This window comes from Methylobacter marinus A45 (assembly GCF_000383855.1).
GTDB classification, from domain to species: domain Bacteria; phylum Pseudomonadota; class Gammaproteobacteria; order Methylococcales; family Methylomonadaceae; genus Methylobacter; species Methylobacter marinus.
In genome coordinates this window covers 2,001,184-2,026,021 of record NZ_KB912877.1, presented here as the reverse complement: position 1 = coordinate 2,026,021, position 24,838 = coordinate 2,001,184, and the positions used below count along the sequence as shown (strand labels likewise).

Sequence of the window (24,838 nt, the reverse complement as noted above, 5' to 3'; positions counted from 1 at the left end):
CGCCCCAGACTCTGATTGACACAAACCACGATAAGATCCGGCGCCGAAGCGCGGCTTCAGGACTTACAGGGAAAACAGCTCGCGCATTTTCTGTCCGGGACTTTCAGCGCGCATAAACGCTTCGCCGACCAGAAAGGCGTAAATCTCGTTATCGAGCATCAGGCGCACATCGTCCGGCGTATGGATGCCGCTCTCGGTGATGATCATGCGGTCCGCCGGCACCTGCGCTTTCAAGTCCAGGGTCGTCTGCAGGGTCGTCTCGAACGTGCGCAGGTTGCGGTTGTTGATGCCGATCAATTTGGTATCGAGCGTCAACGCGCGTTCCGTTTCGGCCGCGTCATGCACCTCGACCAGCACGTCCATGCCCAGTTTCACGGCCGTATCGGACAACTCCCGCATCTGGCTGTCGGCCAGTGCCGCGACAATCAGCAGGATGCAGTCCGCACCCAGGGCGCGCGCTTCGTAAATCTGATACGGATCGATCATGAAGTCTTTTCTCAGCACCGGCAGCGGGCAGCGCTCCCTGACCATCTGCAGGTACACTTCCGAGCCCTGGAAGAACTCCTTATCGGTCAGCACCGACAGGCAGGCCGCGCCGTTCATGGCGTAGTCCTGGCCGATCGCGACCGGCTGGAAGTCCTCGCGGATCACACCCTTGCTGGGCGAGGCTTTCTTGATCTCGGCGATAATGGCGGGCTTTTTGGCCAGAACCCGGCTCTGCAGGGCATTGTAGAATCCGCGCGGTCTTTCCATGTCGCGGCCGATGTCTTCGAGGTCGGCAACGGACATGCGCAGTTTGCGCCGGGCGACTTCTTCCTGCTTCTTATCGAGAATTTTTTTCAGTATATCGGGCGTATCGGTCATGATCTTCAATCAGTTAAAGTTTTTGAATAGGTAATCAGCGCATCCCATTTCGCGCGCGCCGCGCCGCTGGCAATGACCTGCCGGGCTTTTTCCACGCCGGCTGCCAGCGAGTCGGCGAGGTCGGCCGCATAGATCGCCGCGCCGGCATTCAGCGCCACGATGTCGCGGGCAGGTCCTGGCCGGTTGTCCAGCACCGACTTCACCATAGCCAGGCTGGACGCCGTGCCGTCGACGGCCAGCTCGGCGATATCGGCGCGCTGCAAGCCGAACTGCTCCGGCGTCACCGCATAGGTCGTGACCTGGCCGTCTTTCAGTTCGGCAACGCTGGTCGCGCAGGCGATGCTGATTTCGTCGAGCCCGTCATCGGCGTTGACCACCAGCACATGCCGACTGCCGAGCTTTTTCAGGACCTGCGCCAGAGGCTCCAGCCAGTCCTTGGCGAAGACGCCGATGAGCTGATTCGGCGCGCCGGCTGGGTTCGACAGCGGGCCCAACAGGTTGAACAGCGTCCGGACGCCCATTTCCCGGCGCGGGCCGATCGCATATTTCATGGCGCCGTGATGTTTTGGCGCGAACAGGAAACCGACTCCGAGCTCATTGACGCAGCTTGCGACCTGCTCGGCCGTCAGATCGAGATTGACGCCGGCTGCTTCCAGCACGTCGGCGCTGCCGCAGCTGCTTGAAACGGAACGGTTGCCGTGCTTGGCCACCCGCCCGCCCGCCGCGGCGACGACAAATGCACAGGTTGTGGATATGTTAAACGTGTTCGCGCCGTCGCCACCCGTGCCGCAGGTGTCGATGATATGTTCGCCCCTGACAGGGACTTTGCCGGCCAATTCGCGCATGACTTCCGCCGCGGCCGCGATTTCATCGACGCTTTCGCCTTTGCAGCGCAGGGCGATCAGGAAACCGCCGATCTGCGCATCGGTCGCGCCGCCGCTCATGATCAGGCGCATGACCGCGCGCATCTGGTCGGCGCTCAGGTTTTGTTTATCGAGCAGTATCTGCAGGGCTTTCTGGATTTGCATGATCTAAAGGCGTTTCGAGTTTAGCGTTCCAGGAAATTCCTGAGCATATCATGCCCATGCTCGGTCAGGATCGACTCGGGATGGAACTGCACGCCCTCGATATCGAACTGCTTGTGCCGAACGCCCATGATTTCATCGATGTTGCCGGCTTCGTCCCGGGTCCAGGCCGTGATTTCCAGGCAGTCGGGCAGGGTTGCCTGCTCGATCACCAGAGAGTGATAGCGCGTCGCCGTGAAAGGGTTGCTGAGCCCCTTGAAGACGCCGACATCATTGTGATAAATCGGTGAAGTCTTGCCGTGCATGATGCTCTTGGCATGGATGATGTTGCCGCCGAACGCATAGCCGATGCTCTGGTGGCCCAGGCAGACGCCCAGGATCGGGTATTTGCCGGCCAGCTTCAGGATGGCCTCGACCGAGACGCCAGCTTCCTTGGGCGTGCACGGCCCCGGCGAGATCACGATCTTGTCGGGCGCCAGTTTTTCGATGTCGGCCACGGTCACCTGGTCGTTGCGCACGACCGTGACATCGGCGCCGAGTTCGCCGAAATACTGCACCAGGTTATAGGTGAACGAGTCGTAGTTATCGACCATGACCACTTTTACGGCGCTCATGACTGCTCTCCTTCCAGGCCGGCTTCGGCCATGCTGACGGCGCGGAAGACGGCGCGGCCTTTGTTCATGGTTTCATCCCACTCGTTGCGGGGTATGGAGTCGTAAACGATGCCGGCGCCGGCTTGTATATGTAAGGTTTGATCTTTTATCACAGCGGTTCTGATTGCAATTGCGGTGTCGAGATTACCGGACCAGGCGATATAGCCGACGGCGCCCGAATAAACGCCGCGCTTGACCGGCTCCAGCTCATCGATGATTTCCATGGCGCGGATTTTCGGCGCGCCGCTGACGGTGCCGGCCGGGAAGGTCGCCGCCAGCACGTCGAAGGCGTTCTTGCCGGCTTGCAGCTGTCCGGTCACGTTGGAGACGATATGCATGACATGCGAGTAGCGTTCGACGATCATTTTGTCGGTCAGCCTGACGCTGCCGATTTCGGCGATGCGGCCGGTGTCGTTGCGGCCCAGATCGATCAGCATCAAATGTTCGGCCAGTTCCTTCGGATCGGCCAGCAGATCCTGTTCCAGCGCCAGATCCTGTTCCGGCGTCGCACCGCGCCGGCGCGTGCCGGCGATCGGGCGCACGGTCACGGTGTCGTCTTCGAGCCGCACCAGGATTTCCGGCGACGAGCCGACGATATGGAAATCGCCCAGGTTCAGGTAATACATGTAGGGCGAAGGGTTCAGGCAGCGCAATGCCCGGTACAGGTTCAGCGGCGATGCCGTGTAGGGAATGGACAGGCGCTGCGACAGCACGACCTGCATGATGTCGCCGTTGGTGATGTATTCCTTGGCTTTCAGTACGGCGTCTTCGAAGCCCTGCTGCGTGAAGCCGGAAACAAAGTCCGACTCGTCGACTTTTCGGGGCGCTTTATGGTTTTCCGGCCTGGCTTTCAGCTCGCGCAGCTTGACGGCCAGATCGTTCAGGCGTGTGACGGCGCGCTCGTAAGCGTCGTGCTCCTCGGGATTGGCATGCGTCAGCAGCAGCAGCTTGCCGGACAGGTTGTCGAACACGAGCATTTCTTCCGACACCATCAGCAGAATATCGGGAGTGCCCAGCGGGTCGCTTTTGGCCGGCCTGCGCAGGCGCGGCTCGATGTAGCCGATGGTTTCGTAGCCGAAATAGCCGACCAGGCCGCCGTTGAAGCGCGGCAGGTCGTCCAGGTCGGGCACTTTGTAGCGGCCCTTGAACTGCTCTATCCAGACCAGCGGGTTTTCGTGCGTCAGGGTTTCCAGCAGCTCGCCGTTGCTCTCCAGCGTGATGCGGTTGCCGGTGACTTTGACGATGGTTTTGCAGGGCATTCCGATGATCGAGTAACGACCCCACTGTTCGCCGCCGTGTACGGATTCGAAGAGATAGGAGTAAGGGCCATCGGCTAATTTCAGATAGGCACTCAAGGGTGTATCCAAGTCAGCCAGAACCTCCCGGCTAACGGGAATACGGTTATAACCCTGCCGCGTGTAGTGATTGAATTGTTCTGGAGTCATTTTTGGTCTGTTTAACTGCGCCCTGCGCATTCGCTATAAAATAAATCGACAAGCTCGACAAGGGTCCGGATCTGATAATCGGCATTCAGATCCTCGACGCTGTATTTTCCCGCATAGCCGTATGCCACTGCGGCGGTCCTGAAACCCGCCGACCGTCCTGCCCGCACGTCGTTGATCGAATCGCCGACCATAAGGGCCTTCGCCGGTTCAATGTCAAAGTGTTCCGCCGTCTTCAACAGCGGCAGCGGGTCCGGTTTCATTCTTGCGAACGAATCGCCGCAAGCGATGAAATCAAAATACCCGGCCATGCCGGTTTTCACCATCAACGGCTGCGTGAAACGCTTAATTTTATTAGTAATGCAGGCCAGTTTGAAACCTTTTTCTTTCAATTGCTGCAAGCCTTCCATGACGCCCGGATAAATGACGCTGCGCTCATAAACATGGGCTTCATAAAAATCGCCGAACAAGGCCAGCGCCTCGGCCAGGTTTTCGGGATCGGCCGCGGGCGCCATCTGTCCCGTCAGGGCTCTTTTGATCAGCATGACCACGCCGTTGCCGACCCATTGCTCGACGGCGGCCTGCGGGTGCTGCCGCAGGCCCAGTTCCGCCAGCATTTGGTTGATCGCATCGGACAAATCGGGCGCGGAATTTATCAACGTGCCATCGAGATCCAGCGCTATCAGTCGAATCGGTGTCATTGGCAATCTTTTTTGGCCTGTCCGGCCGGTCCGTTCGGAGTCATGTTCTGGAAACAATATATTAAAATGATTAATTATATCTTTTTTTTGCCGCCAACTCTTCGTTATACAATAGCCGGCCCCCAAAATCATACAGGAAAGCAATACCGATGAAACTGGTGACCTTCACGCACAATAATAAAACCCGGGTTGGCGCGGTCGTTGATGAGGCCGTCGTCGACAGCCGGGCCGACAGCACCCTGCCGGCAACCATGATTGAATTTCTGGCGTCAGGCGCGGCAGGCCTCGCGGCCATGCGGCAGCTGATAGCCGGTAGCAGTCATCGCATCCCATTGAGTGAAGTCAAGCTGCAGGCACCGGTGCCGCGGCCCGGAAAATACCTGGCGATCAGCCTGAACTATGCCGATCATATCGAGGAAACCGGCTTCGAGAAACCCGAATTCCCGACGTTTTTCACCAAGCAAAGCAGCTGCGTGATCGCCCATAACGACGCCATCTATCGGCCCAAAGTCTCCGACAAACTTGATTATGAAGGCGAATTGGCTCTGGTTATCGGCAAGCGCTGCCGTCATGTGCCCGTCGACAAGGCTAATCAGGTCATCGCGGGGTTCACCATCGCCAATGATGTCTCGGTGCGCGACTGGCAGATCCGTTCGCCGACCTGGACCCTGGGCAAGTCGTTCGACACGGCAGGTCCCCTGGGCCCGTGGATTGTCACCGCCGATGAAATCGGCGATCCGCACAATCTGAATCTTAAAACCTGGATCGACGACGAACTGCGGCAGGATTCCAATACCCGGCACATGATTTTCAACTGCTACGAAATGATCGCTTACCTGTCGCAGGCCATGACCCTGGAGCCCGGCGATGTCATTGCCACGGGCACGCCCAGCGGCGTCGGCGTGAAAATGAAGCCACGAGGCTATATGAAGCCGGGACAGACCGCTAGAATCGAAATCGAAGGGATCGGGACTTTAATCAATCCGGTGCTTGAAGAGCCCGATGAGCTGCCCGTGTATTAAAACCCGGGCATTGGGTAGTCGATTGACTGCCCAATGCCTGACCTTAACCGATGCTTTTTCTGCTATTAAAAAAACCTAATTTTCTGGCCCGCCTTTTTTCATTCGGCTTCGGCGGCAGAGGGAACAGCACGGTGACTTTAAGACCGCCAAATTGAGATTCGCCCAGGGAAAGTTCAGCGCCGTGAATCAGGGCGATGCGCTGGGCAATGGAAAAGCCCAGGCCGCTGCCTTTTGCGCTGTTGGCCGTCTCGATGCAGCGGTGAAACCGTTTTAACGCGACTTCATACTGCTCAGGCGCAATCCCGGGGCCTGAATCCTCGACACACAACATTAAATGCTTTTCCTGCCCCGATACGCTGATCCTGATCAAGCCATTGGTCGGCGTATATTTAATGGCATTATCGATCAGATTCCTGACCAGGATATTGATCAACTGGGCATTGCCGATAATCGGCACGGCGTTGTCCTCGATAAATTCCATGTGGATGCGTTTTTTATGCGCTTCCGGCTCCAGACTGGCGACAATTTGCACGACCTCCTGGCCGAGGACGGTCGTTTCCTTGGACAGGAATTCCGTGCCGGATTCAATGCGTGAGAATATCAACAATTGCTGCACCATATCGGTCATGCGGTTGACGCCTTGCTCTATGCGTCCCAGCGCCTGACGGCGCGTCAGCTCATCATCGGTCTTCAAGGCCACCTGCGCCTGGGTCAGCAAGCCGGCCAGGGGCGTTCTTAATTCATGGGAGGCATCGGCCGTGAACCGACGCTCATGCTCAAAAGCACGTTCAAGCTGGATAAACAGATTGTTCAGTTCGTTAACCACCGGCACGATTTCTATGGGCAGTTTCTTAATCGATATGGGCTTTAAATAACTGGCTTCGCGTTTGGCCAGCTGCTGTGTCAGCTGGCCAAACGGCTTTAACGCCCGCCCGACAATCAGCCAGATGGCCAGACCTAAAAACGGCAAACCGATGAGAAACGGTTTGATCAAATGCCTGGAGATATCATCCATCAACTCCTTGCGGATATCGTCCCGCTGGCCGACATGGATGATGTATTCATTGTCTTCCTCGGAAATGCTATATACATGCCACAGGTGATTGTTAATCACGGTCTTGCTATAACCATTAAGCGAGATGGATAAAGGCAGGGGCGGCGCGCTTTCGGAACGCAGAATCAGCCCTTCCTGCTTGTAGATCAGCTGAAAAGCCAATTTCCGTTCATAGCGGTGATTGAACACTTTGGTCGGCTCGAACATTTCCGATTTATCCAGATCCCACAGTTCATACAGGGAACCGGCATACAACAGATGGCCGACAAATGAATTCAGGGCGCGCGCGGATTGCGCCAGATCCGCATCAAAAAGCTCCGCGACTTCATTGCGAATCTGCTTGTAGCCTTTGTAGGCGGCGATACCCCAAATCAATAACAATGCGGAAAGCAGCGTAAACAATAACAGTTTTCGAAGCGAATAAGTCATCAATCTTCATCAATGTCAATAATATAGCCGACACCTCTGACAGTACGGATAATCGATGGCCCGAGTTTTTTTCTCAGGTAATGAATATGCACCTCGACGGTATTGCTTTCTATATCGGAATCCCAGGAGTACAGGCTTTCCTCCAGCCTGGACCGGGACACGACCTTGCCTATATTGCCCATCAAAAAACTCAGTATCTCGAATTCCTTTTGCGACAGATCCACCTTTTCGTCATTAAAAGTGACCTGATGCGAGGCCGGATCCAGCACGATGCCCCGGTGTTCAATCTTGGGCGCCCCCCGGCCTTCATTACGCCGGGCCAGCGCTCTCAAGCGCGCGCAGACTTCGTTTAAATCAAACGGCTTGATCACGAAATCATCGGCCCCGCTGTCGAGGCCCAATATTCTGTCAGGAATCGTATCCTTTGCCGTCAGAACCAGCACCGGTGTCTCGTCTTTACGGCTTCTCAAAGCCCGCAAAATTTCCAGCCCATTCATATCCGGCAAATTCAGATCCAACACGATCAATTCATAGGTGTTGACTTTCAAAGCCTCATCGGCAAGCTTGCCGTTAGTCAGCCAATCGACGGCATAACCTTCCATTTTTAAACCGGCTGTCAAGCCATCGCCCAATATTTCATCATCTTCAACTAATAAAAGCCGCATATACTCTCAATTCTAGATATAGTTAATAATCTTCCGAAACCCCGTGCGGGAGAAAACCGCCAAGCTTATGATCGATACTACAACCCTGTATAAATCCGGTTATTTGACTCACAATCCCTGCAATTGCTCCAACGTGCAAAAAATTTAACTGCACGGTTAATCAAGGCGCGGTCGAGCATGAAAAAATAAGGCCGGGAAAAACGGTAAAAGTTCCCTTGATGAGCCTTCCCGACACGGTGAAAACTAGCAGATGCGTGAAAATAGCCATTCTCTGCATTGCTTCGTAAAATCCGCATCATCCATCGCTCTCGTATTAATGTTAAACTGCCTGTTTTTCACGCTGAATTAACGATTACTTTGCCACCTCTGAGCTTATACATCCACATTCCCTGGTGTATTAAAAAATGCCCTTATTGCGATTTTAATTCACATGCGGTTAAAGCCGATACGCCCGAAGTCGAATATATCGATGCGCTGCTGGATGATCTGACCATCGATATACAGCAGTATGCCGTTAACCGTCCCATCGGCAGTATTTTTATCGGCGGCGGCACCCCGAGCCTTTTTTCACCGGAATCCTTCCATCGCTTGTTGACAGGCATCGGGCAACAAGTTGCGCTGGCCGATAACCTTGAAATCACCCTGGAAGCCAATCCCGGCACCTTCGAAATCAACAAATTCGCCGAATTCCGGTCGCTGGGCATCAACCGCCTGTCGATTGGCGTTCAAAGCTTCAACGACACGCTGCTACAAAAACTGGGACGGGTGCATTCGGGCAAGGAAGCCCTGCGGGCGGCGGAATGCGCCCATCAGGCCGGATTCGATAATTTTAATCTGGACTTGATGTTCGGCTTGCCGGACGCCGGCCCCGATAGCAGCAGAACCGATATTGAAACCGCAATAAACCAGAATCCCACGCATATTTCCTTTTACCAGTTAACGCTGGAACCGAATACTTATTTCCATAAATTTCCGCCCAAACTGCCTGACGATGACGCTATCTTTAGCGCGCAAAAAGTCTGCCAGGCACTATTGGCCGATCGCGGCTATCAACAATATGAAGTGTCAGCCTACAGCCGGCCGGGTTTTCAATGCCGGCACAATCTGAACTACTGGCGGTTTGGCGATTATCTGGGCATTGGCGCCGGCGCCCACGGCAAACTATCGTTGGCATTGCCGGACCGGATCATACGCACGTTCAAGCCGAAAAGTCCGGAGCAGTACCTGCGCGATACCCATAAAAACGGCGGTTCCGACCCGATTGCCAGAAGGGATTTGCCTTTGGAATTCATCATGAACCATCTGCGCCTTAAACAAGGTTTTACCGCGGCCGGCTATCAATCAACCACTGGCCTTGCCGTTGACACGCTTGAGCCTGCCCTATCGGCCTGCCTGAAGCAGCATTTGCTTATCTGTCGGGATGATCACTATTATTGTTCGGAACAAGGCTGGAATTTTCTGGATAGCGTTCTGGAAAAATTCTGCTCTGCGCCGACCTGACAATCCAGCGACACATGTCGTCCGGCAGGCGGATTAAGCGCATGCCGGGACAGATTCAGTTTTCCAGTTGCCTACCGATTGAGGAAAGCACTTAAATTTGTTTTATAATCTATCAATAAAACCGCTCACTGTTCCCTGTGGAGAAACAGTTTATCGCCTGACTTATGCTTAACAACTATAACGGCTCAATATTATATCTTCCTTAACCGAGCTTGCTATAAACCGCAACCCCTTCATTCCATAAACATATGCTTGATTATCAAAAAGACTTTATTTCCTACGCGCTGGATTGCGGCGTTTTAAAATTCGGCGAATTTCAATTGAAATCAGGCCGCATCAGCCCCTATTTTTTCAATACCGGCTTGTTCAATACCGGCGCCCAACTGGGCAAACTGGGCCATTTTTACGCGCAGGCCTTGCTGCAGTCAGGCCTTAAACCGGACATTCTGTATGGCCCCGCCTATAAAGGCATCCCTTTGGTCAGCGCCACCTCTATCGCTTATGCCGCATTAACCGACAGCGATATTCCTTTCGCTTTCAACCGCAAGGAGGCAAAGGATCATGGCGAAGGCGGCACGCTGGTCGGGGCACCACTGCAAGGCCGGGTGCTCATTCTGGATGATGTGATTACCGCCGGCACTTCGGTCAGGGAATCCGTGGAAATTATCAGGCAGGCCCGGGCAATACCGGCAGGCGTATTGATCGCGCTGGACCGACAGGAAAAAGGGCAAAATGACATATCCGCCATCCAGGAAGTCAGCGAACAATTCAATATGCCCGTTATTTCAATCATAACGCTGGATAATATTATTGAATATTTAACCGCTAATGCCGGCGAACAACTGGATGCGATAAAAGAATATCAGCGCCTTTATGGTATTTAACTCATAAACCTTTATGGTACTTAACGCATAAAACATTAGTTATAGAAAAAAGATATCGGAACCTAACAGTTCCCCGGATATCGACTACACTTATTCAGAACCTATTTTCAATCTGATGTTTTAATAACAAAAAGAATTACGTTAGTAACAAAAGGCTTGCCATGAGTAATCTGGAATTTAAAGAGCAAATGCACGAATATTCGCAATGGCGTGCAAAACTGATACAGGCTATCGAGATGTATCATCAATGGCGTAATCGCTATGGCATGAACGATGCCCATAGTACGGATACTATTTTAAATATCCTGACCGGTCTGGAATCGGACCGCATTACCCTGGCTTTTGTTGCCGAATTTTCACGCGGCAAAACCGAACTGATCAATTCGCTGTTTTTTGCCGAGACCGGACTCAGACTGCTGCCCTCTTCACCGGGCCGCACCACTATGTCGCCAACCGAGATTTTTCATGATGAAAAAGGCGGCAGCTATATTCGTTTATTGAATATTGAAAGCCGGCTTGAAGATATTTCCCTGGCCGAGTTTAAGCACAAACCCGATCGCTGGCACCATATTGAGCTGGACTGCAACTCGCCGACCCAAATGCAGGAAGCCTTTAAAGAACTGGTCGCCACTAAAATGGTGGACCGCGAACTGGCGGACAAACTCGGCTTATGGAACGAACGCGAAGCGGCGGAACAAGGCATCATAAATCCGGAAAAAGTGGAAATTCCCTGCTGGCGCCATGCCTTGATCAGCTTTCCTCATCCCTTGCTGAAAGAGGGCTTGGCGATTCTTGACACGCCGGGTTTAAACGCCTTGGGAACAGAGCCGGAATTAACCCTGAGCATGCTGCCCGGCGCGCAGGCCATTGTCTTCGTGATCGCGGCCGATACCGGCGTCACAAAAAGCGACCTGGAAATGTGGCGCAGCCATGTCTGCAGTACGCGCGGCTCCAGTAAACAGGGGCTGGCCGTAGTCATGAACAAAATCGACGCCATGTGGGATGACCTGGCCGGAGAAAATGGCTATGAAGCCTCCATTCAATCGCAGATCAAAACCTCGGCGTCAGTTTTAAAAATTAACGAAGATGCCATTTTCCCGATTTCCGCCAAACAAGCCCTGTTGGCTAAGGTTAAAAATGATGAAGCCTTATTCGACAGAAGCCGTTTGAGTGTCCTGGAAGGCTTTCTTGCCAATGATATTTTGAGGCAGCGGCGTAATATCCTGATGGATACCATCATTCGCGACATGGGTTTTCTGATCAGTGAATCGTCTAATTTAACAAGTTCGTCATTGGCTAATGCCATCAGTCAACTTGAGGAATTCAAGAAAATTGACTTTCACAATCAGGATATGACGGGCAAGTTAATGGCCGAAACCCGGGACAGACAAAATGTTTATCTGGCCAATATCGAAAATTTCCAGGCCAGCCGCCGGGTTTTCAGCGTTCAGGCCAAGATGCTGGTTGATTCATTCGCCAAGGAAAAGATTGATGCGATCATTAAAAGGACCAAGCATGACATGTCCAAGAGCCTGACTACGTATGGCATGAAACAAAACATCCGCAAGCTGTTCGATGAGTTGCGCGATCTGCTGCAGGATTCTGTCGATATCACCAATGAAACGCGCCGTTTAGTGAAGGCCATTCATAAAAAATTCAAGGACGAATACGGCTTTAAAGAGATCGAGCCGCAGCTATTTTCTATCAAGCAGTATCAGTTTGAACTGGAACAGATTTTTGAAGAAGGCGAGGCATTCCGCACCAGCACCAAAACGACCATGACCGAGCAGAGCATTGTCATCAACAAGCTTTATAACACGCTCATTTCCAGGGCCAGAAATATTTTAAATCAAGCCCATACGGATGCAATGATCTGGAGCAACAGTGTTTTGACCCCCTTGATGCATCAGATTAAGGACCATAAAAAGCAGATTGAAAGCCGCCTGCAAATGCTCAGAAAAATTAACGAGTCAAAAGGCAATGTGGCTGAAAGTATTGCCAACCTTGAAGCAGAGTTGGCGCCGCTGAAACGGCAACGTGATGAACTGGCGACCATCATCAAAGCCATGCAACTCGATGCGCATACCTTGGCAAAAGCTGACCGCTGAAGGTTTGTGTTTTTAAACGGGCCGGTCCGCCGCCGCTTCCGGCGTCGACGGACCAAATCAAGCCGTCCCTTAAACCCGCCTGAAAATCAGGTCCCAGACGCCGTGCCCCAAGCGCAGGCCACGCTGCTCGAATTTGGTTAACGGGCGATAGTCGGGGCGCTCGCAATAATCCGCCCCATTGCCGGCATTGATTAACCGGCTCTCCGCCGTCAAGACTTCCAGCATATGCTCGGCATAGTTCTGCCAATCCGTTGCCGCATGAAAATAGCCGCCGGACTTTAGTTTCTTGACCAGCAAATTGACAAAGCTGGGCCTGACGATGCGTCTTTTGTGATGCTTCTTTTTCGGCCAGGGATCGGGAAAAAACAAGTGCACCCCGGCCAGACTGTGATCGGCTATCTTATTCTCCATGATCTCTATGGCATCATGGCAATAAATCCTGACATTGTTAATCCCTTGGTGAGCCAGCTGCAGCATCAAATGCCCGACACCGGGCCGATGCACTTCGATGCCGATATAATTAATCTCGGGATTGGCGGCAGCCATCTTGGCCAGACTCTCGCCATTACCAAAACCGATCTCGACACAAAGGGGCGCATCACGTCCGAAAACTTCGGCAAAGTCGTAATCAGTTTGCGGGTCCAGTCCGTAAATGGCCCAGTAATTATCCAGCGCGAGCTGTTGCCCAGGCGTGATGCGGCCTTGCCTGCGAATAAAGCTGCGGATGCGTTGCGGGAAGTTTTGTTCAGGAGCAATCATGTCAACATCAATGCGGGTACCGCCCGGGCCGGACTTTGCCGCTCCGGCGAATCAGAAAAACAAACCATCAATAGGTGATGAGGCGGAAGCAAACCGCTTCCTGGGCATGCGTCCGGCCAGGAAGGCTTCACGGCCGGCCTCGATGCCTTTCTTCATGGCCGAAGCCATCAGTACCGGATTTTTTGCCGCCGCGATAGCCGTATTCATCAAGACGCCGTCACAGCCCAACTCCATGGCAATCGCCGCGTCAGAGGCCGTACCGACGCCGGCATCGACCAGAATAGGCACATTGGCGTTTTCGACAATGGTCAAAATATTGTAAGGGTTGCGCACGCCCAGGCCAGAACCAATAGGTGCCGCCAGCGGCATGACCGCCACGCAGCCGATCTCTTCAAGCCGCTTGGCGGCAATCGGGTCGTCATTGGTATAAACCATGACATCAAAGCCGTCCTTAACCAATAATTCAGCAGCGATATAAGTCTCGGCCACATCAGGAAACAAGGTTTTCTGATCGGCCAGCACCTCCAGCTTAACCAGCTTGTGACCGCCCAGCAGTTCCCGACCCAGGCGACAGGTTCTTACCGCTTCTTCGGCCGTATAACAACCGGCCGTATTGGGCAGGATCGTGTATTTATCCGGGGAAATGACATCGAGCAAATTCGGCTCGCCCGGATTCTGACCGATATTGGTGCGGCGGATGGCGACGGTCACAATTTGCGCGCCGCTGGCTTCAATAGCCATTCTGGTTTCTTCAAGATCCTTATACTTGCCGGTACCGACCAGCAACCTGGACTGATAAGCCTTGCCCGCGACAACGAAAGAATCTTCCTGGCCACCGCCAATGGCATGGACGATTTCCAGGCGATCATCAGCCTGCAGCGCCTGTGTGCCGTATTGATCAAACGGCAAAATTTCTTTATTCAATTCAACGGCGATTCTTCTACCCGCTAGCCCCATGTCAGCAATCACATCGGCTACATGCGTGTTTTCGGCAATCTCACGGGATTCGCCATTTACATAAACGATCATGTGTTCAAACTCCGGCTTAATTCTCTATAGTTCTGCGTTCCTGTACCGCAACGGCAAGATCTTTCAGCAGCTGCACCGTATCTTCCCAACCCAGACAGGCATCGGTGATACTTTGTCCGTAGGTCAATTTTTGTCCCTTAACCACATCCTGCCGACCTGCTTTAAGATGGCTTTCAATCATGACGCCCATGATTCTGCGATCGCCGTTCGCTATTTGCCCGGCCACATCCTCGCCTACAATCAATTGGCGCTGACATTGCCTTAAACTGTTGGCATGACTGAAATCGATCATGATATTCGGCCTGAGATTGGCTTTTTGCAATCCTGCCGCCACCTTCTCGACACTGACGGCGTCGTAATTAGGACTGTCATTGCCGCCTCTGAGAATGATATGTACATCTTCATTGCCCGTGGTTGAAAAAATAGCCGAATGACCTGCCTTGGTCAGCGATAAAAAGTGATGCGGGCTCATGGCCGCGCCGATCGCATCAATGGCGATCTTGATCGTGCCGTCGGTCGCATTCTTGAATCCGACCGGACAGGACAGACCGGAAGCCAGCTCACGGTGTACCTGACTTTCCGTGGTTCGGGCGCCGATAGCGCCCCAGGCAATCAAGTCCGAAATATACTGTGGGGTAATCAAGTCCAGATATTCCGTGGCTGCCGGTATGCCCGTAGCATTCAAATCAAGCAATAATTGCCTGGCAACGCGCAGGCCCTTGTTGATGTTAAAACTGGAATCAAGATCCGGATCGTTAATCAGGCCTTTCCAGCCAACAGTTGTGCGAGGCTTCTCAAAATAAACCCGCATCACGATCGACAAATCATTTTTTAATTCATCTTTAATAGCTTTCAGATGTCTTGCATATTCCTTTGCGGCATCCGTGTCATGAATGGAGCATGGCCCTACCACGACCAACAATCTGTCATCCTGGCCGGTCAGTATCTTGTGAATCTCTTCCCTTGCCCGCAGAGTGGTATGTGCCGCCGCTTCGCTGATCGGCATTTCATCATGCACCTGAACAGGCGCGATGACTTCTTGAGTGGCACAAATTCTCAAGTCGTCAGTGTTGTATTTTGTTTGCATGGGAGCTGTAACCAGGGTTTTTTAACCGGATTAAATCTTGTAACTTTTTATTTTAACTGTTTTTATCATCATTTTCTTAGTTTTTGCTAGCCGCTGTATTGACATGCGTTATTTTCAACCTTTTTATCTTAATTTAACTTGTCTAAAAATCTCTGCTCTATAATGCAAAGCGCTCTTGGATATACATCCAAAATCCGAATTCCCTATCTCTGAATCTGATGAATAGACGACGTTTTTGCCGGTTTTATCCCTTTGATAAACTGCCCAATATCAGCCCAATTGAATTTGCATGGGCTAAAAATACAGACAACTTGATGCTGATTTAACCACTTGATTTGATGTAAAATATTTCCAAGGTCACCATGTGGCCTTTATTTTAATACCATCATTTGGACTATCTATGCTTATTTCTTGCCGACCCCCTTCCTGCCTGGCCGCGGCTATGCTGGCGCTATGCGCGCTGGCCGCGCCCGGCCAGGCCGTCAGCGCAGCGGGCGCCGCGAGCACCGCACCCCAGGCCGAGGCGCCCGGCGCCCCGGACCACCCGTTGCTGGCCCAATACCGCGCCGTGTCCCGGCAAACGGCGGCCTTGACGATTTACAACCGGCATCTGCAGGACCTGCTCGCCTCGCAAGCGCAGGAAAAAACCTCGCTGGAACAACAACTGAAGGACATCGAGGTGACCAAGCAGGAGATTGTGCCGCTGATCCTGCACATGCTCGACAGTCTGGAGCAGTTCGTGCGCATGGACCTGCCTTTCCTGCCCGAAGAGCGCCAGCAGCGCCTGGCGCAGCTGAAAGCGCTGGTGGTCAGGCCCGATAGCACCGAGGCGGAAAAATTCCGCCGCCTCATGGAAGCGTTTCAGGTGGAAAACGAATACGGCAACACCATCGAGGCGTACAAGGGCAATATCGTCCTGAACGGCACCACCAGCTCGGTCAATTTCCTGCGCCTGGGCCGGGTCGCGCTGTATTACCAGCGCCTGGACGGCAGCGAGACCGGCTTCTGGAACAAGGAGGAAAAACGCTGGCAGACCTTGCCGGCCGATTACCGCAACGCCATCCGCGACGGCCTGCGCATCGCCCGCAAGGAAACCGCGCCCGACCTGTTAACCCTGCCCGTTCCCGCGCCCGAGGCCGCCCGATGAAAAAAGCCATGATTATGTTCGCCGCGCTGCTGGCCTGCAGCAGCGCCTTTGCCGACCACCTGGACCTGGACAAGCTGCTGCGCGACATCCAGCAGACGCAAGGCGCCGCCGGCAAAATCGACGCCGATCAGGAAGCCCGGTTTCTGGCCGCCGCCGACCAGGCGCAAGCCCTGGAAGCGGCACGCGCCGAGCTCCGTCAACAGGAGCAGCTGAGCCAGCAATTAAGCGCGCGGCTGAACGCCGGCAAGGCGCAGCTCAGCCAACTGGCCGGCGAGCTCGATAACCGCAGCGGCACCTTGACCGACCTGTTCGATGTCGCCCGGCAGGTGGCCGGCGATTTAAAAGCCGACCTGAACGCGTCCCTGATTTCGGCGGAATTCCCGGACCGAAGCCGGCAACTGGCCGCCATCGCCGACGCCAAAGCCCTGCCCACGATCGACCAGCTGGAGCGGCTGTGGTTTAGCCTGCAGCAGGAAATGACCGAATCCGGCAAAGTCGTCTATTACGACCAGGAAGTGCTGTCGGCCGCGGGCGAACCGCGTCAGGCCAAGGTCATCCGGATCGGCGCCTTTAACGCCCTGGCCGATGGCAAGTACCTGCGCTACCTGCCCGAAACCGGCAAGCTCGCCGACCTGCCGCGGCAGCCGGAGAGCGAGTTTACCGACCTGGCCGAAGCCATCAGCGCCGCCCAGACCGGCCCCGTGGCGATCGGCATCGACCCGACCCGCGGCGCCATCCTCGGCATGCTCATTCAAACCCCCGACACGCTCGAGCGCCTGGCGCAGGGCGGCGCCATCGGCTATATCATCATGGCCCTCGGGGTCATCGGCTTTCTCTACGGCGTGGTCCGGCTGGTGGTCCTGACCCGGATCGGCCAGAAAATGACCCGGCAGATGAACCGCCCCGAGATCAGCGAGGACAATCCGCTGGGCCGCGTGCTCGCGGTCGCCGAACACAGCGCCGCGCAAGAGACCGATAATCTCGAACTGCTGCTGGATGAGGCCATCACCCGCGAAGTGCCGGCCCTGGAACGGGGCATCGCCATGATCAAACTGCTGGCGGCCGTGGCGCCCCTGCTGGGCCTTTTGGGCACCATCACCGGCATGATCCTGACCTTCCAGTCCATCAGCCTGTTCGGCACCGGCGATCCCAAGCTGATGGCCGGCGGCATCTCCCAGGCGCTGGTGACCACGATGCAGGGACTGTGCGTGGCGATCCCGCTGCTGTTCCTGCACAGCCTGGTGGTCGCGCGCAGCCACATCCTGATCCAGATTCTGGACGAACAGACGGCCGGCCTGATCAGCCGCCGCGCGGGCCAGTAATGACGGCGCTGTTGACCCTGCTGGACGCGATCCAGGACTTTTTGAACGCCGGCGGCCCGGTGCTGCGGGTGATCCTGCTGACCTCCATTGCCCTGTGGACCCTGGTGGCCGAATGGTTTCTGTTTTTCAACCTGACCTATCCGCAACGCAAGGCCGACTGGGTGGCGCAATGGGAGCGCCGACGCGACAAAGCCTCGCGGCCGGCGCTCGGCATCCGCGAATGCCTTATTTCCGAAGCCAGGATCAACATGACCCGCACCCTGCCGATCATCAAAATGCTGATCAGCCTATGCCCGCTGCTGGGGCTGCTGGGCACCGTGACCGGCATGATCCAGGTCTTCGACGTCATGGCCGTGACCGGCACCAGCAACACCAAAGCCATGGCCTCGGGCGTCTCGCACGCCACCATCCCGACCATGGCCGGCATGGTGATCGCCATCGCCGGCCTGTATTTCAACAAACTGATCGAAGCCCGCGTCAGCCGTGAAACCCATCACCTGACCGACTTGTTAACCTATCACTAGGATTTGCCCATGCGCCGCAGAAATGGCCGCTCAAGCGCCGACCAGAACTCTGAAATCGACATGACGCCGATGCTGGACATCGTGTTCATCATGCTGATTTTCTTTATCGTCACCGCCTCGTCCGTCAAGGAATCGGGCATCGACGTCAACCGCCCGAGCGCGCAAACCGCGGAAAAAAACGAACAGGGCCATATTATTGTCGCCATCAAACCCAACGGGGAAGTGTGGATCGACAAGCAGGCCGTCGACATCCGCGCGGTCCGGGCCACCGTCACCCGGCTGCATGCGGAAAATCCGCTCGGCTCGGTCATTATCGCCGCCGACCGGGAGGCTAAAACCCATGCCCTGATCCAGGTGATGGACCAGATACGGCTGGCCGGCATCGCCAATGCCGCCATTGCCACCGAATCGGAATAGCCGTGAAATCGCTTGTCACCGCGTTATTGACGGGGCTGCTGGCCTCGCTGCTGTTATTCTGGCTGATGCAGGCGATGATCATGCCGGACGCGCAGGGGGTCAGGAAAACCGAGCCGCTGCATCAGGTGGAATTCGTCCGGCTCAAGCGCGAGCCGCCTCCGCCGAAGCCCAAGCCGAAACCGCCGGAAAAACCGAAGCCGCCCGAACCGGTCAAGGCCACCCCCAAACCGCCAAAACCGAAACAAGCGCCGAAGCCGAAACAAGCGCCCAAGCCAGCACCGGTCAAAGCGCCGGCGCCCAAACCGGTGCCGGATCTGCCCGCGCTGGATCTGGCGCCGGCCAAGGTGGACGCGCCCGCGCCCTCCCTGGCACCGGCCAGTTCGTCGCGCGAGCAGACACCGGCGCCCGCCGAGGCCAGCACCGGCGTCAGCGCCAATGTGGTGGCGCTGGTCCGGGTTCCGCCCAAATACCCGCGGCGCGCGGCCAACCGGCGGATTCAGGGCTGGGTGAAAATAGAGTTCACCATTACCCGCACGGGCACGGTCAAGGATGCGGTCGTGGTTGAGGCCAAGCCGAACGGCATCTTCGACAAGGTGGCGCTGGAGGCCATCAATAAATGGAAATTCAAGGAAAAGCGGGTTAACGGTGCCCCGGTCGAGCAACGCGCGGTTCAGGTGCTGCAGTTTAAACTGGCGAAATAAGAACTGGCTGAGAATTGAAACTCAAACAGCCGGAATCAGGCTCAATGGTTGATATTTATTAGAACTCGAAGTGAATGTGAGTGGACTAAAAAAACAACCGTTCACTCGCATTCACTCTAATATATTCACTCTGGAACCATTTATATAACGGCACTCAGATTCTCGTCATCATACAAGCGTGTTTTTTTCCAGCCATTGAATTTACTGTCATAAAACGTCAGGTCGTTATCGATCGCATACTCATAACAGCTTCTGAACAACCGCGCCGTACGAAATGCATGCAATTCATCGTCGGCCGTCACTTTTTCCACGTTACCAACCTGAAAAGTCTTATTTCTGGATTTGCCGTTACTGACCCAAAAGACGGTATAGCAAAGATAACTTTTATCTTTTCTATGATCATATTTGATGGTTCTGGATACACCGGTGACACCGGTCGTGGTTTTATTTTTCGGGGGCTTGAGAAAGCGCGTCTTACTGCCTTTTAATACTACCAGCATCTGGTCGCGCCAAGTGATGGCAGCCTTTAAAGACTTGCCTTTGTTCCCCCACAATTTATGCGAAAAATAACGGCTGCTCTCTTTTCCGCGCCTTACAATACGTACCTGAAAACCAAATACATCTGGCTCAGTTATATGTTTATGTTTTGCCATGGATATAAACCCGTCAAACGAATTGCTAATCAAATTTAACAGCAAAGCTAGGCCGCCAAATTTTCTGTCTCTCTGAAACTTTCAGCTTTGTATTATTTTTGTGTAAGCTGATGATTACAAATTATCGCTAAAGTTCAAATAAAAGCAAGTAAAAATCACAACAATTTAGACAATTCCCGAGTAATTTAGTGTAGAATAACTTAATCCCACTTTTTCAGTGGTTAATTACAAGTTTATAACCCTTTGTTTTTTCAAATTTTTTGGAGATAATCGATGAGCGTACTGGTAGGTAAACAAGCACCCGATTTTACAGTTCCCGCTGTTTTAGGTGATGGCCAAATAGTTGATTCATTCAGCTTTTCTGAAGCCACTAAAGGTAAATATGCTGTAATAGTGTTCTACCCCTTGGATTTCACCTTTGTTTGTCCGAGCGAGCTGATTGCTTTAGATCACCGTCTTGATGAGTTTAAAAGCCGTGGCGTAGAAGTAATCACCGTTTCCATTGATTCTCATTTTACCCATAATGCCTGGCGTAATACGCCGGTCAATCAAGGCGGCATCGGTCCTGTCCGTTACACCATGGCGGCAGACTTATCTCACTCTATCGTCAAGGATTATGACGTGGAAGCCGATGGTGGAGTGGCTTTCCGCGGAAGTTTCCTGATAGACCGTAACGGTATCGTTCGTCATCAGGTGGTAAATGATCTGCCCTTGGGCCGTAACATGGATGAACTGTTGCGTATGGTAGATGCTCTTCAATTCCACGAAGAACATGGCGAGGTTTGCCCGGCAGGCTGGAACAAAGGTGATGCAGGTATGAACGCAAACCCGGCCGGCGTTGCGGAATACCTGGGTAAAAATGCTGAAAAACTGTAAGAATAACAGTTAATTAGTTTGTAAAGGCGCATTGTATTGGCACAATGCGCCTTTTTTTCGCTTGTTAATTTTTTTCAGTTGCAGCAGCATCGGACAGCAATTTTTTTCTGATAAAATATGCGGCACAGACACCTACAACAGCCGGAATTTGTGTCAGTAAAAACGTACCGATCGCGCTTTTGGCGACTAAACCCGCCAGTAGGTTAACGACAGATAATTTCACAGCCCACCAGGTAATCCAATATCCCATCAGACCTATGACCGCCCATTTCACAGGCTGCTCGCCATGTTCTCTGGCGGTTAAAAAAAACCATACAAGTACCGCAATTCCGGCTAGTTTAGCTAATAACAACATCTTCCCTCCTCATTTTAGTTATTATGGAGTAACACAATCATATCTGCCACGGCTAAAATTGAACCAGCCACAGCACGTAAGAGTTGACAATCATATTCTATAAAAGGTCATCATTACATCTTTTTAACATCAGGAGAGACTTGTGGGAAAACCGCTTAAAATCATTCTTTCGATATTTGCAACGCTGACTTTATTAGTCATAGTCGTCGTCTGCGCCTTATTCATTTTTATTGATCCCAATGATTTCAAACCAGAAATACAAGCGGCGGTTAAAGACAAGATCGGCCGGGAGTTAACCCTGGAAGGCGAGCTGAAGTTATCAGTTTTCCCATGGCTGGGCATTTCATCGGGCAAAATGGTGCTGAGCAATGCGGAAGGTTTCCAAAGCAAGCCTTTTGCCGAAATTGAAGAAAGCAATATCAATGTGAAATTGCTGCCGCTGTTATCGAAAGAAATTGAAGTCGACCGCATCGTCTTAAAGGGACTGACTGTCAATCTCGCCAAGAACAAACAGGGCATCAATAACTGGCATGATCTTGTCGAAACACAACCCGAGATACCCGCCCCTGACAGCGGCAAACAAGACGTCCAACCAAGCGCCAAAGCCCAGACCATATTATCTATCGGCGGTATAACCATTAAAAATGCCCGTATTGACTGGGACAACCAAAAAAACGGCAAACATCTGGAATTCAAAGACGTCAATCTGAACACGGATAAGATTGTTTTTGATCAACCTTTCGCCGTTGACTTGGCTCTAGTCGTTTCAGATACCCAGGCCAAGCTGACCGAGACGATCAAACTGGCCATGGATTTAACCGTTAATGAAAAGCTCGACGTCTTCCACTTAGCTGACGTCAATCTACAGACCACGACGGCCGGCGAAAAAATTCCGGGCCAATCCCTGAAATCGACGTTAACGGCGGCTGATGTGGCGCTGGATATGGCCAAGCAAGACCTTAAGATCTCAACATTACGGCTTGAATCCGGTGACCTGAAAATTGCCGCTGATATTACCGGCACCCAAATTAAAGACCAGCCTTCATTCCAGGGGCCTGTCACGGTCGCCGAGTTCAATCCGGTGCAGGTAATGAAACAACTGGCAATGACGCCGCCCGCCACACGCGATGCCAGTGCCCTGACCCGCCTGGCCATGAATTTCAACCTGCTGGCCACTGACAAGTCGGCCGACCTTCAGAACCTGGTCGTTAAACTGGATGATACCGCCATCAATGGCTCGGCCGGCATCAAAAACTTCAGTGAACCGGCGATTACTTTCAATCTGACTGCCGATGCCATTGATGTCGATCGTTATCTGGCGCCCGAAAAGGCAGCCGATAAAAAATCAAAACCCATAGCCAGCCCGGCCACCACTACAGCGGCGGCGGCTTCGGCGTTGCCTGTTGATACCCTAAGAAAGCTGAACGCCAACGGCCAGCTGACACTGCAAAAACTTAAGGCCAGCAATCTGACCTTGCAGGATATCCATGTGAAACTCAATGCCAAAAACGGCATCGTGACAACGCAACAAAGCGTGAAACAGTTCTATCAGGGCAGCTATTCCGGCAATCTGAACATGGACGTACGCGGCAATCAGCCTAAGCTCGCGGTCAACGAAACACTCAATCATGTTCAGGTTGCCCCTTTGTTAAAGGATTACAAAGGCGAAGCCCGCATGAGCGGCGCCGTCAATGCATCCGCCCAGCTGCAGGCGCAAGGCCATACTGCCAATGAACTTAAATCCTCGCTCAATGGCCGATTGAGCTTCCTGTTCAGGGATAGCGTTATTCTGGGGTTTAATCTGCAGAAAATCATCGACAGCAGCAAAGCCTTGGTTAAGGGCGCGCCATTGCCGACTGACAACAAAAAAGATCAAACGTTATTTTCGGAGATCACCGGTACGGCAACCGTCAACAACGGCATTCTGCATAATAATGACCTGATTGCCCACTCCTCCAAATTACGCGTTAACGGTAAAGGCAGCGCCAATCTTAATACCGAGAAACTGGACTATAAAATCAATGCCACACTGCTGAAGTCGGCCGACGCCAGCGGACAACAAGCCGAGAAAATGACGGTTGCCATCAATGTGGGCGGTACGTTCAACGAGCCTGCTTACACGGTGGACCCCACCTCTTTGCTGACTGAAGAACATAAAGCCAAAATCGAGGAGAAAAAACAGAAATTACTGGACAAACTCGACAAAAAAATCGGTCCTGGCACCAGTGATCTGTTAAAGCGTCTTTTCTGATATGAAACCCGCCGTTTTTCAACAAGGCATTCTCGACTGGTTTGACCGGTATGGCCGGAAAGACCTGCCCTGGCAGAAAGACAGGACGCCTTATCGCGTCTGGCTGTCTGAAACAATGCTGCAACAAACCCAGGTTGCGACGGTGATCGCCTATTTCAACGCCTTTACCGAAAAATTCCCTGACATAGAAAGCCTGGCGCAATCGCCGATTGATGACGTACTGCACCTGTGGTCCGGATTGGGTTATTACGCCCGTGCCCGCAACCTGCATAAAACCGCGCGATTGATTGTTGAGAAAGGTCGCTTTCCCGATACGCTGGATGAACTTGTCGCCTTGCCGGGCATAGGCTTATCGACGGCCGGAGCCATACTGAGCATTGCTTTCAAAAAAAGCCACCCTATTCTCGACGGCAATGTCAAAAGAGTACTGGCACGGTTTAAAGCCGTGCCCGGCTGGCCCGGAAGCAGCCAGGTCAGTAAGGAACTGTGGCTGCTCAGCGCCCACTACACGCCCGTGGATCGGGTCGCCGATTACACGCAGGCCATGATGGACCTTGGCGCCACGATCTGTACGCGCACCAAGCCCGCCTGTCATGCCTGCCCGCTCAAGGACAGCTGCCTGGCTCGAATAACCGATAATATCGCCGCCTTTCCGGCACCTAAACCCGCCAAGTGCCTGCCGGTTAGGCAGCAGGTATTTTTATTGCTGCGCAACCGCTTCAATCAGATACTGCTGGAAAAAAGACCGCCGGCCGGCATCTGGGGCGGTTTATGGAGTCTGCCTGAATTTGACAGTATCGAAGCGGCCACCGACTGGTGTATGGCCAGGAACATGCCCATCCTTGATCAAAAGCCAATGGCAGCGCGGCGCCACACCTTTTCTCATTATCATCTGGATTTCACGCCGCTGCTCATTCAGACCGACAATCCTTCCAATATTGTGATGGATGCCAGGCAAACTGTCTGGTATAAAGCGGAACAAATTCATAACCTGGGAATAGCAGCGCCGATCAAACTGCTATTGCAACAACAATCCACTATCGAGGACAACGATGACTAGAATGGTTAAGTGCGTTAAATTGGGAATAGAAGCCGAGGGCTTGGATGCGCCGCCCTTTCCTGGGCCCAAAGGTCAGGAAATATTCGAGAAAGTATCGAAGCAGGCTTGGCAGCAATGGCTAAGCAAACAGACCATGCTGATCAATGAATATAAGCTGGCCAGCTTTGATCCAAAAGCCAAAGCATTTTTGGAAGAGGAAAGAAGAAAGTTTCTGTTTGAAGGCAATACCGACATGCCTGAAGGGTATGTACCGCCCCAATCCTGAGACCTGCGCCACATTATCAAATGTGCGGCATGGCTCACGCCGCAC

The 24,838-nt window shown here is 53.3% G+C and carries 25 protein-coding genes; 13 read left to right on the top strand and 12 right to left on the bottom strand.

Annotated features, from left to right (window positions below; translation table 11 throughout):
• Nucleotides 1–63: 63 nt before the first annotated feature.
• The 5 genes from trpC to METMA_RS24355 are packed head-to-tail and all read right to left on the bottom strand — an operon-like array spanning nt 64 to nt 4,685.
• Nucleotides 64–864: an indole-3-glycerol phosphate synthase TrpC gene (gene trpC / locus METMA_RS0109340; RefSeq protein ID WP_027147188.1), complete on the bottom strand. Its 801-nt coding sequence runs from the start codon at nt 862–864 to the stop codon at nt 64–66.
• A 5-nt stretch (nt 865–869) separates the two neighbouring features.
• Nucleotides 870–1,892 (bottom strand): anthranilate phosphoribosyltransferase, encoded by a 1,023-nt coding sequence (gene trpD / locus METMA_RS0109335; protein ID WP_020158821.1) that lies wholly within the window; start codon nt 1,890–1,892, stop codon nt 870–872.
• A gap of 20 nt (nt 1,893–1,912) precedes the next feature.
• Nucleotides 1,913–2,503: an anthranilate synthase component II gene (locus METMA_RS0109330; protein WP_020158820.1), complete on the bottom strand. Its 591-nt coding sequence runs from the start codon at nt 2,501–2,503 to the stop codon at nt 1,913–1,915.
• Complete coding sequence (gene trpE / locus METMA_RS0109325) at nt 2,500–3,987, bottom strand: anthranilate synthase component I (protein ID WP_027147187.1); 1,488 nt, start codon at nt 3,985–3,987, stop codon at nt 2,500–2,502. Before trpE ends, METMA_RS0109330 begins: the two co-directional genes overlap by 4 nt.
• A gap of 11 nt (nt 3,988–3,998) precedes the next feature.
• Nucleotides 3,999–4,685: a phosphoglycolate phosphatase gene (locus METMA_RS24355; protein WP_040591109.1), complete on the bottom strand. Its 687-nt coding sequence runs from the start codon at nt 4,683–4,685 to the stop codon at nt 3,999–4,001.
• Between the two features lie 149 nt (nt 4,686–4,834).
• Here METMA_RS24355 and METMA_RS0109315 point away from each other — a divergent pair, with 149 nt between their 5' ends.
• On the top strand, nt 4,835–5,707 hold the full coding sequence (locus METMA_RS0109315; RefSeq protein ID WP_020158817.1) for a fumarylacetoacetate hydrolase family protein: 873 nt from the start codon (nt 4,835–4,837) through the stop codon (nt 5,705–5,707).
• A 43-nt stretch (nt 5,708–5,750) separates the two neighbouring features.
• Here the strand turns inward: METMA_RS0109315 and METMA_RS24350 are convergent, their stop codons facing one another.
• Nucleotides 5,751–7,190: an ATP-binding protein gene (locus METMA_RS24350; protein WP_020158816.1), complete on the bottom strand. Its 1,440-nt coding sequence runs from the start codon at nt 7,188–7,190 to the stop codon at nt 5,751–5,753.
• Entirely contained in the window at nt 7,190–7,855 is a 666-nt protein-coding gene (locus METMA_RS0109305) for a response regulator (RefSeq protein WP_020158815.1), read from the bottom strand. Before METMA_RS0109305 ends, METMA_RS24350 begins: the two co-directional genes overlap by 1 nt.
• A gap of 357 nt (nt 7,856–8,212) precedes the next feature.
• Between METMA_RS0109305 and hemW the strand changes: the two genes are divergently transcribed.
• The 3 genes from hemW to METMA_RS0109290 all read left to right on the top strand — a co-directional run bounded on the left by hemW (nt 8,213) and on the right by METMA_RS0109290 (nt 12,347).
• The gene (gene hemW / locus METMA_RS0109300; protein WP_156830477.1) at nt 8,213–9,355 is read left to right on the top strand and encodes a radical SAM family heme chaperone HemW; all 1,143 of its coding nucleotides are present in this window, start codon (nt 8,213–8,215) and stop codon (nt 9,353–9,355) included.
• A gap of 248 nt (nt 9,356–9,603) precedes the next feature.
• Nucleotides 9,604–10,239, top strand: coding sequence for an orotate phosphoribosyltransferase (gene pyrE / locus METMA_RS0109295; RefSeq protein ID WP_020158813.1), 636 nt, complete (start codon nt 9,604–9,606; stop codon nt 10,237–10,239).
• A 161-nt stretch (nt 10,240–10,400) separates the two neighbouring features.
• The gene (locus METMA_RS0109290) at nt 10,401–12,347 is read left to right on the top strand and encodes a dynamin family protein (protein WP_020158812.1); all 1,947 of its coding nucleotides are present in this window, start codon (nt 10,401–10,403) and stop codon (nt 12,345–12,347) included.
• 69 nt (nt 12,348–12,416) lie between these two features.
• Here the strand turns inward: METMA_RS0109290 and trmB are convergent, their stop codons facing one another.
• The 3 genes from trmB to aroG are packed head-to-tail and all read right to left on the bottom strand — an operon-like array spanning nt 12,417 to nt 15,222.
• Complete coding sequence (trmB, locus tag METMA_RS0109285; protein ID WP_020158811.1) at nt 12,417–13,106, bottom strand: tRNA (guanosine(46)-N7)-methyltransferase TrmB; 690 nt, start codon at nt 13,104–13,106, stop codon at nt 12,417–12,419.
• 51 nt (nt 13,107–13,157) lie between these two features.
• On the bottom strand, nt 13,158–14,135 hold the full coding sequence (thiS, locus tag METMA_RS0109280) for a sulfur carrier protein ThiS (protein ID WP_020158810.1): 978 nt from the start codon (nt 14,133–14,135) through the stop codon (nt 13,158–13,160).
• A gap of 16 nt (nt 14,136–14,151) precedes the next feature.
• Nucleotides 14,152–15,222 (bottom strand): 3-deoxy-7-phosphoheptulonate synthase AroG, encoded by a 1,071-nt coding sequence (aroG, locus tag METMA_RS0109275; protein WP_020158809.1) that lies wholly within the window; start codon nt 15,220–15,222, stop codon nt 14,152–14,154.
• A gap of 400 nt (nt 15,223–15,622) precedes the next feature.
• Here aroG and METMA_RS0109270 point away from each other — a divergent pair, with 400 nt between their 5' ends.
• Genes METMA_RS0109270 through METMA_RS0109250 form a run of 5 tightly spaced genes read left to right on the top strand, consistent with a single transcriptional unit; the run spans nt 15,623 to nt 19,333 of the window.
• Complete coding sequence (locus METMA_RS0109270) at nt 15,623–16,369, top strand: DUF3450 domain-containing protein (RefSeq protein WP_036296125.1); 747 nt, start codon at nt 15,623–15,625, stop codon at nt 16,367–16,369.
• Nucleotides 16,366–17,691, top strand: coding sequence for a MotA/TolQ/ExbB proton channel family protein (locus METMA_RS0109265; protein WP_020158807.1), 1,326 nt, complete (start codon nt 16,366–16,368; stop codon nt 17,689–17,691). Before METMA_RS0109270 ends, METMA_RS0109265 begins: the two co-directional genes overlap by 4 nt.
• Nucleotides 17,691–18,215, top strand: coding sequence for a MotA/TolQ/ExbB proton channel family protein (locus METMA_RS0109260; protein ID WP_020158806.1), 525 nt, complete (start codon nt 17,691–17,693; stop codon nt 18,213–18,215). Before METMA_RS0109265 ends, METMA_RS0109260 begins: the two co-directional genes overlap by 1 nt.
• Before the next feature lie 9 nt (nt 18,216–18,224).
• Complete coding sequence (locus METMA_RS0109255; RefSeq protein ID WP_020158805.1) at nt 18,225–18,632, top strand: ExbD/TolR family protein; 408 nt, start codon at nt 18,225–18,227, stop codon at nt 18,630–18,632.
• Between the two features lie 2 nt (nt 18,633–18,634).
• Entirely contained in the window at nt 18,635–19,333 is a 699-nt protein-coding gene (locus METMA_RS0109250; protein ID WP_020158804.1) for an energy transducer TonB, read from the top strand.
• 140 nt (nt 19,334–19,473) lie between these two features.
• Here METMA_RS0109250 and METMA_RS0109245 read toward each other — a convergent pair whose 3' ends face one another.
• On the bottom strand, nt 19,474–19,986 hold the full coding sequence (locus tag METMA_RS0109245) for a hypothetical protein (protein ID WP_027147185.1): 513 nt from the start codon (nt 19,984–19,986) through the stop codon (nt 19,474–19,476).
• 273 nt (nt 19,987–20,259) lie between these two features.
• Here METMA_RS0109245 and METMA_RS0109240 point away from each other — a divergent pair, with 273 nt between their 5' ends.
• The gene (locus tag METMA_RS0109240; RefSeq protein ID WP_027147184.1) at nt 20,260–20,862 is read left to right on the top strand and encodes a peroxiredoxin; all 603 of its coding nucleotides are present in this window, start codon (nt 20,260–20,262) and stop codon (nt 20,860–20,862) included.
• A gap of 64 nt (nt 20,863–20,926) precedes the next feature.
• On the opposite strand, the gene METMA_RS0109235 is transcribed toward METMA_RS0109240, so the two are convergent.
• A complete protein-coding gene (locus METMA_RS0109235) occupies nt 20,927–21,217 on the bottom strand; it encodes a hypothetical protein (protein ID WP_020158801.1) in 291 nt (96 codons plus the stop codon).
• Nucleotides 21,218–21,359: 142 nt separating this feature from the next.
• Between METMA_RS0109235 and METMA_RS0109230 the strand changes: the two genes are divergently transcribed.
• Genes METMA_RS0109230 through METMA_RS0109220 form a run of 3 tightly spaced genes read left to right on the top strand, consistent with a single transcriptional unit; the run spans nt 21,360 to nt 24,793 of the window.
• Nucleotides 21,360–23,468 carry an AsmA family protein gene (locus METMA_RS0109230; RefSeq protein WP_020158800.1) on the top strand — a complete coding sequence of 703 codons (2,109 nt, stop codon included), beginning with the start codon at nt 21,360–21,362 and terminating at the stop codon, nt 23,466–23,468.
• A gap of 1 nt (nt 23,469) precedes the next feature.
• The gene (gene mutY, locus METMA_RS0109225) at nt 23,470–24,528 is read left to right on the top strand and encodes an A/G-specific adenine glycosylase (protein WP_020158799.1); all 1,059 of its coding nucleotides are present in this window, start codon (nt 23,470–23,472) and stop codon (nt 24,526–24,528) included.
• Nucleotides 24,521–24,793, top strand: coding sequence for an oxidative damage protection protein (locus METMA_RS0109220; protein WP_027147183.1), 273 nt, complete (start codon nt 24,521–24,523; stop codon nt 24,791–24,793). The genes mutY and METMA_RS0109220 overlap by 8 nt, the downstream gene beginning before the upstream one ends.
• Nucleotides 24,794–24,838 lie beyond the last annotated feature (45 nt).

Excerpts from the sequence above, each read along its gene's own strand:
- trpC (WP_027147188.1), bottom strand. The coding sequence starts at position 864 with ATGACCGATACGCCCGATATACTGAAAAAAATTCTCGATAAGAAGCAG.
- trpD (WP_020158821.1), bottom strand. The coding sequence starts at position 1,892 with ATGCAAATCCAGAAAGCCCTGCAGATACTGCTCGATAAACAAAACCTG.
- METMA_RS0109330 (WP_020158820.1), bottom strand. The coding sequence starts at position 2,503 with ATGAGCGCCGTAAAAGTGGTCATGGTCGATAACTACGACTCGTTCACC.
- trpE (WP_027147187.1), bottom strand. The coding sequence starts at position 3,987 with ATGACTCCAGAACAATTCAATCACTACACGCGGCAGGGTTATAACCGT.
- METMA_RS24355 (WP_040591109.1), bottom strand. The coding sequence starts at position 4,685 with ATGACACCGATTCGACTGATAGCGCTGGATCTCGATGGCACGTTGATA.
- METMA_RS0109315 (WP_020158817.1), top strand. The coding sequence starts at position 4,835 with ATGAAACTGGTGACCTTCACGCACAATAATAAAACCCGGGTTGGCGCG.
- METMA_RS24350 (WP_020158816.1), bottom strand. The coding sequence starts at position 7,190 with ATGACTTATTCGCTTCGAAAACTGTTATTGTTTACGCTGCTTTCCGCA.
- METMA_RS0109305 (WP_020158815.1), bottom strand. The coding sequence starts at position 7,855 with ATGCGGCTTTTATTAGTTGAAGATGATGAAATATTGGGCGATGGCTTG.
- pyrE (WP_020158813.1), top strand. The coding sequence starts at position 9,604 with ATGCTTGATTATCAAAAAGACTTTATTTCCTACGCGCTGGATTGCGGC.
- METMA_RS0109290 (WP_020158812.1), top strand. The coding sequence starts at position 10,401 with ATGAGTAATCTGGAATTTAAAGAGCAAATGCACGAATATTCGCAATGG.
- trmB (WP_020158811.1), bottom strand. The coding sequence starts at position 13,106 with ATGATTGCTCCTGAACAAAACTTCCCGCAACGCATCCGCAGCTTTATT.
- thiS (WP_020158810.1), bottom strand. The coding sequence starts at position 14,135 with ATGATCGTTTATGTAAATGGCGAATCCCGTGAGATTGCCGAAAACACG.
- aroG (WP_020158809.1), bottom strand. The coding sequence starts at position 15,222 with ATGCAAACAAAATACAACACTGACGACTTGAGAATTTGTGCCACTCAA.
- METMA_RS0109270 (WP_036296125.1), top strand. The coding sequence starts at position 15,623 with ATGCTTATTTCTTGCCGACCCCCTTCCTGCCTGGCCGCGGCTATGCTG.
- METMA_RS0109265 (WP_020158807.1), top strand. The coding sequence starts at position 16,366 with ATGAAAAAAGCCATGATTATGTTCGCCGCGCTGCTGGCCTGCAGCAGC.
- METMA_RS0109260 (WP_020158806.1), top strand. The coding sequence starts at position 17,691 with ATGACGGCGCTGTTGACCCTGCTGGACGCGATCCAGGACTTTTTGAAC.
- METMA_RS0109255 (WP_020158805.1), top strand. The coding sequence starts at position 18,225 with ATGCGCCGCAGAAATGGCCGCTCAAGCGCCGACCAGAACTCTGAAATC.
- METMA_RS0109245 (WP_027147185.1), bottom strand. The coding sequence starts at position 19,986 with ATGGCAAAACATAAACATATAACTGAGCCAGATGTATTTGGTTTTCAG.
- METMA_RS0109240 (WP_027147184.1), top strand. The coding sequence starts at position 20,260 with ATGAGCGTACTGGTAGGTAAACAAGCACCCGATTTTACAGTTCCCGCT.
- METMA_RS0109235 (WP_020158801.1), bottom strand. The coding sequence starts at position 21,217 with ATGTTGTTATTAGCTAAACTAGCCGGAATTGCGGTACTTGTATGGTTT.
- mutY (WP_020158799.1), top strand. The coding sequence starts at position 23,470 with ATGAAACCCGCCGTTTTTCAACAAGGCATTCTCGACTGGTTTGACCGG.
- METMA_RS0109220 (WP_027147183.1), top strand. The coding sequence starts at position 24,521 with ATGACTAGAATGGTTAAGTGCGTTAAATTGGGAATAGAAGCCGAGGGC.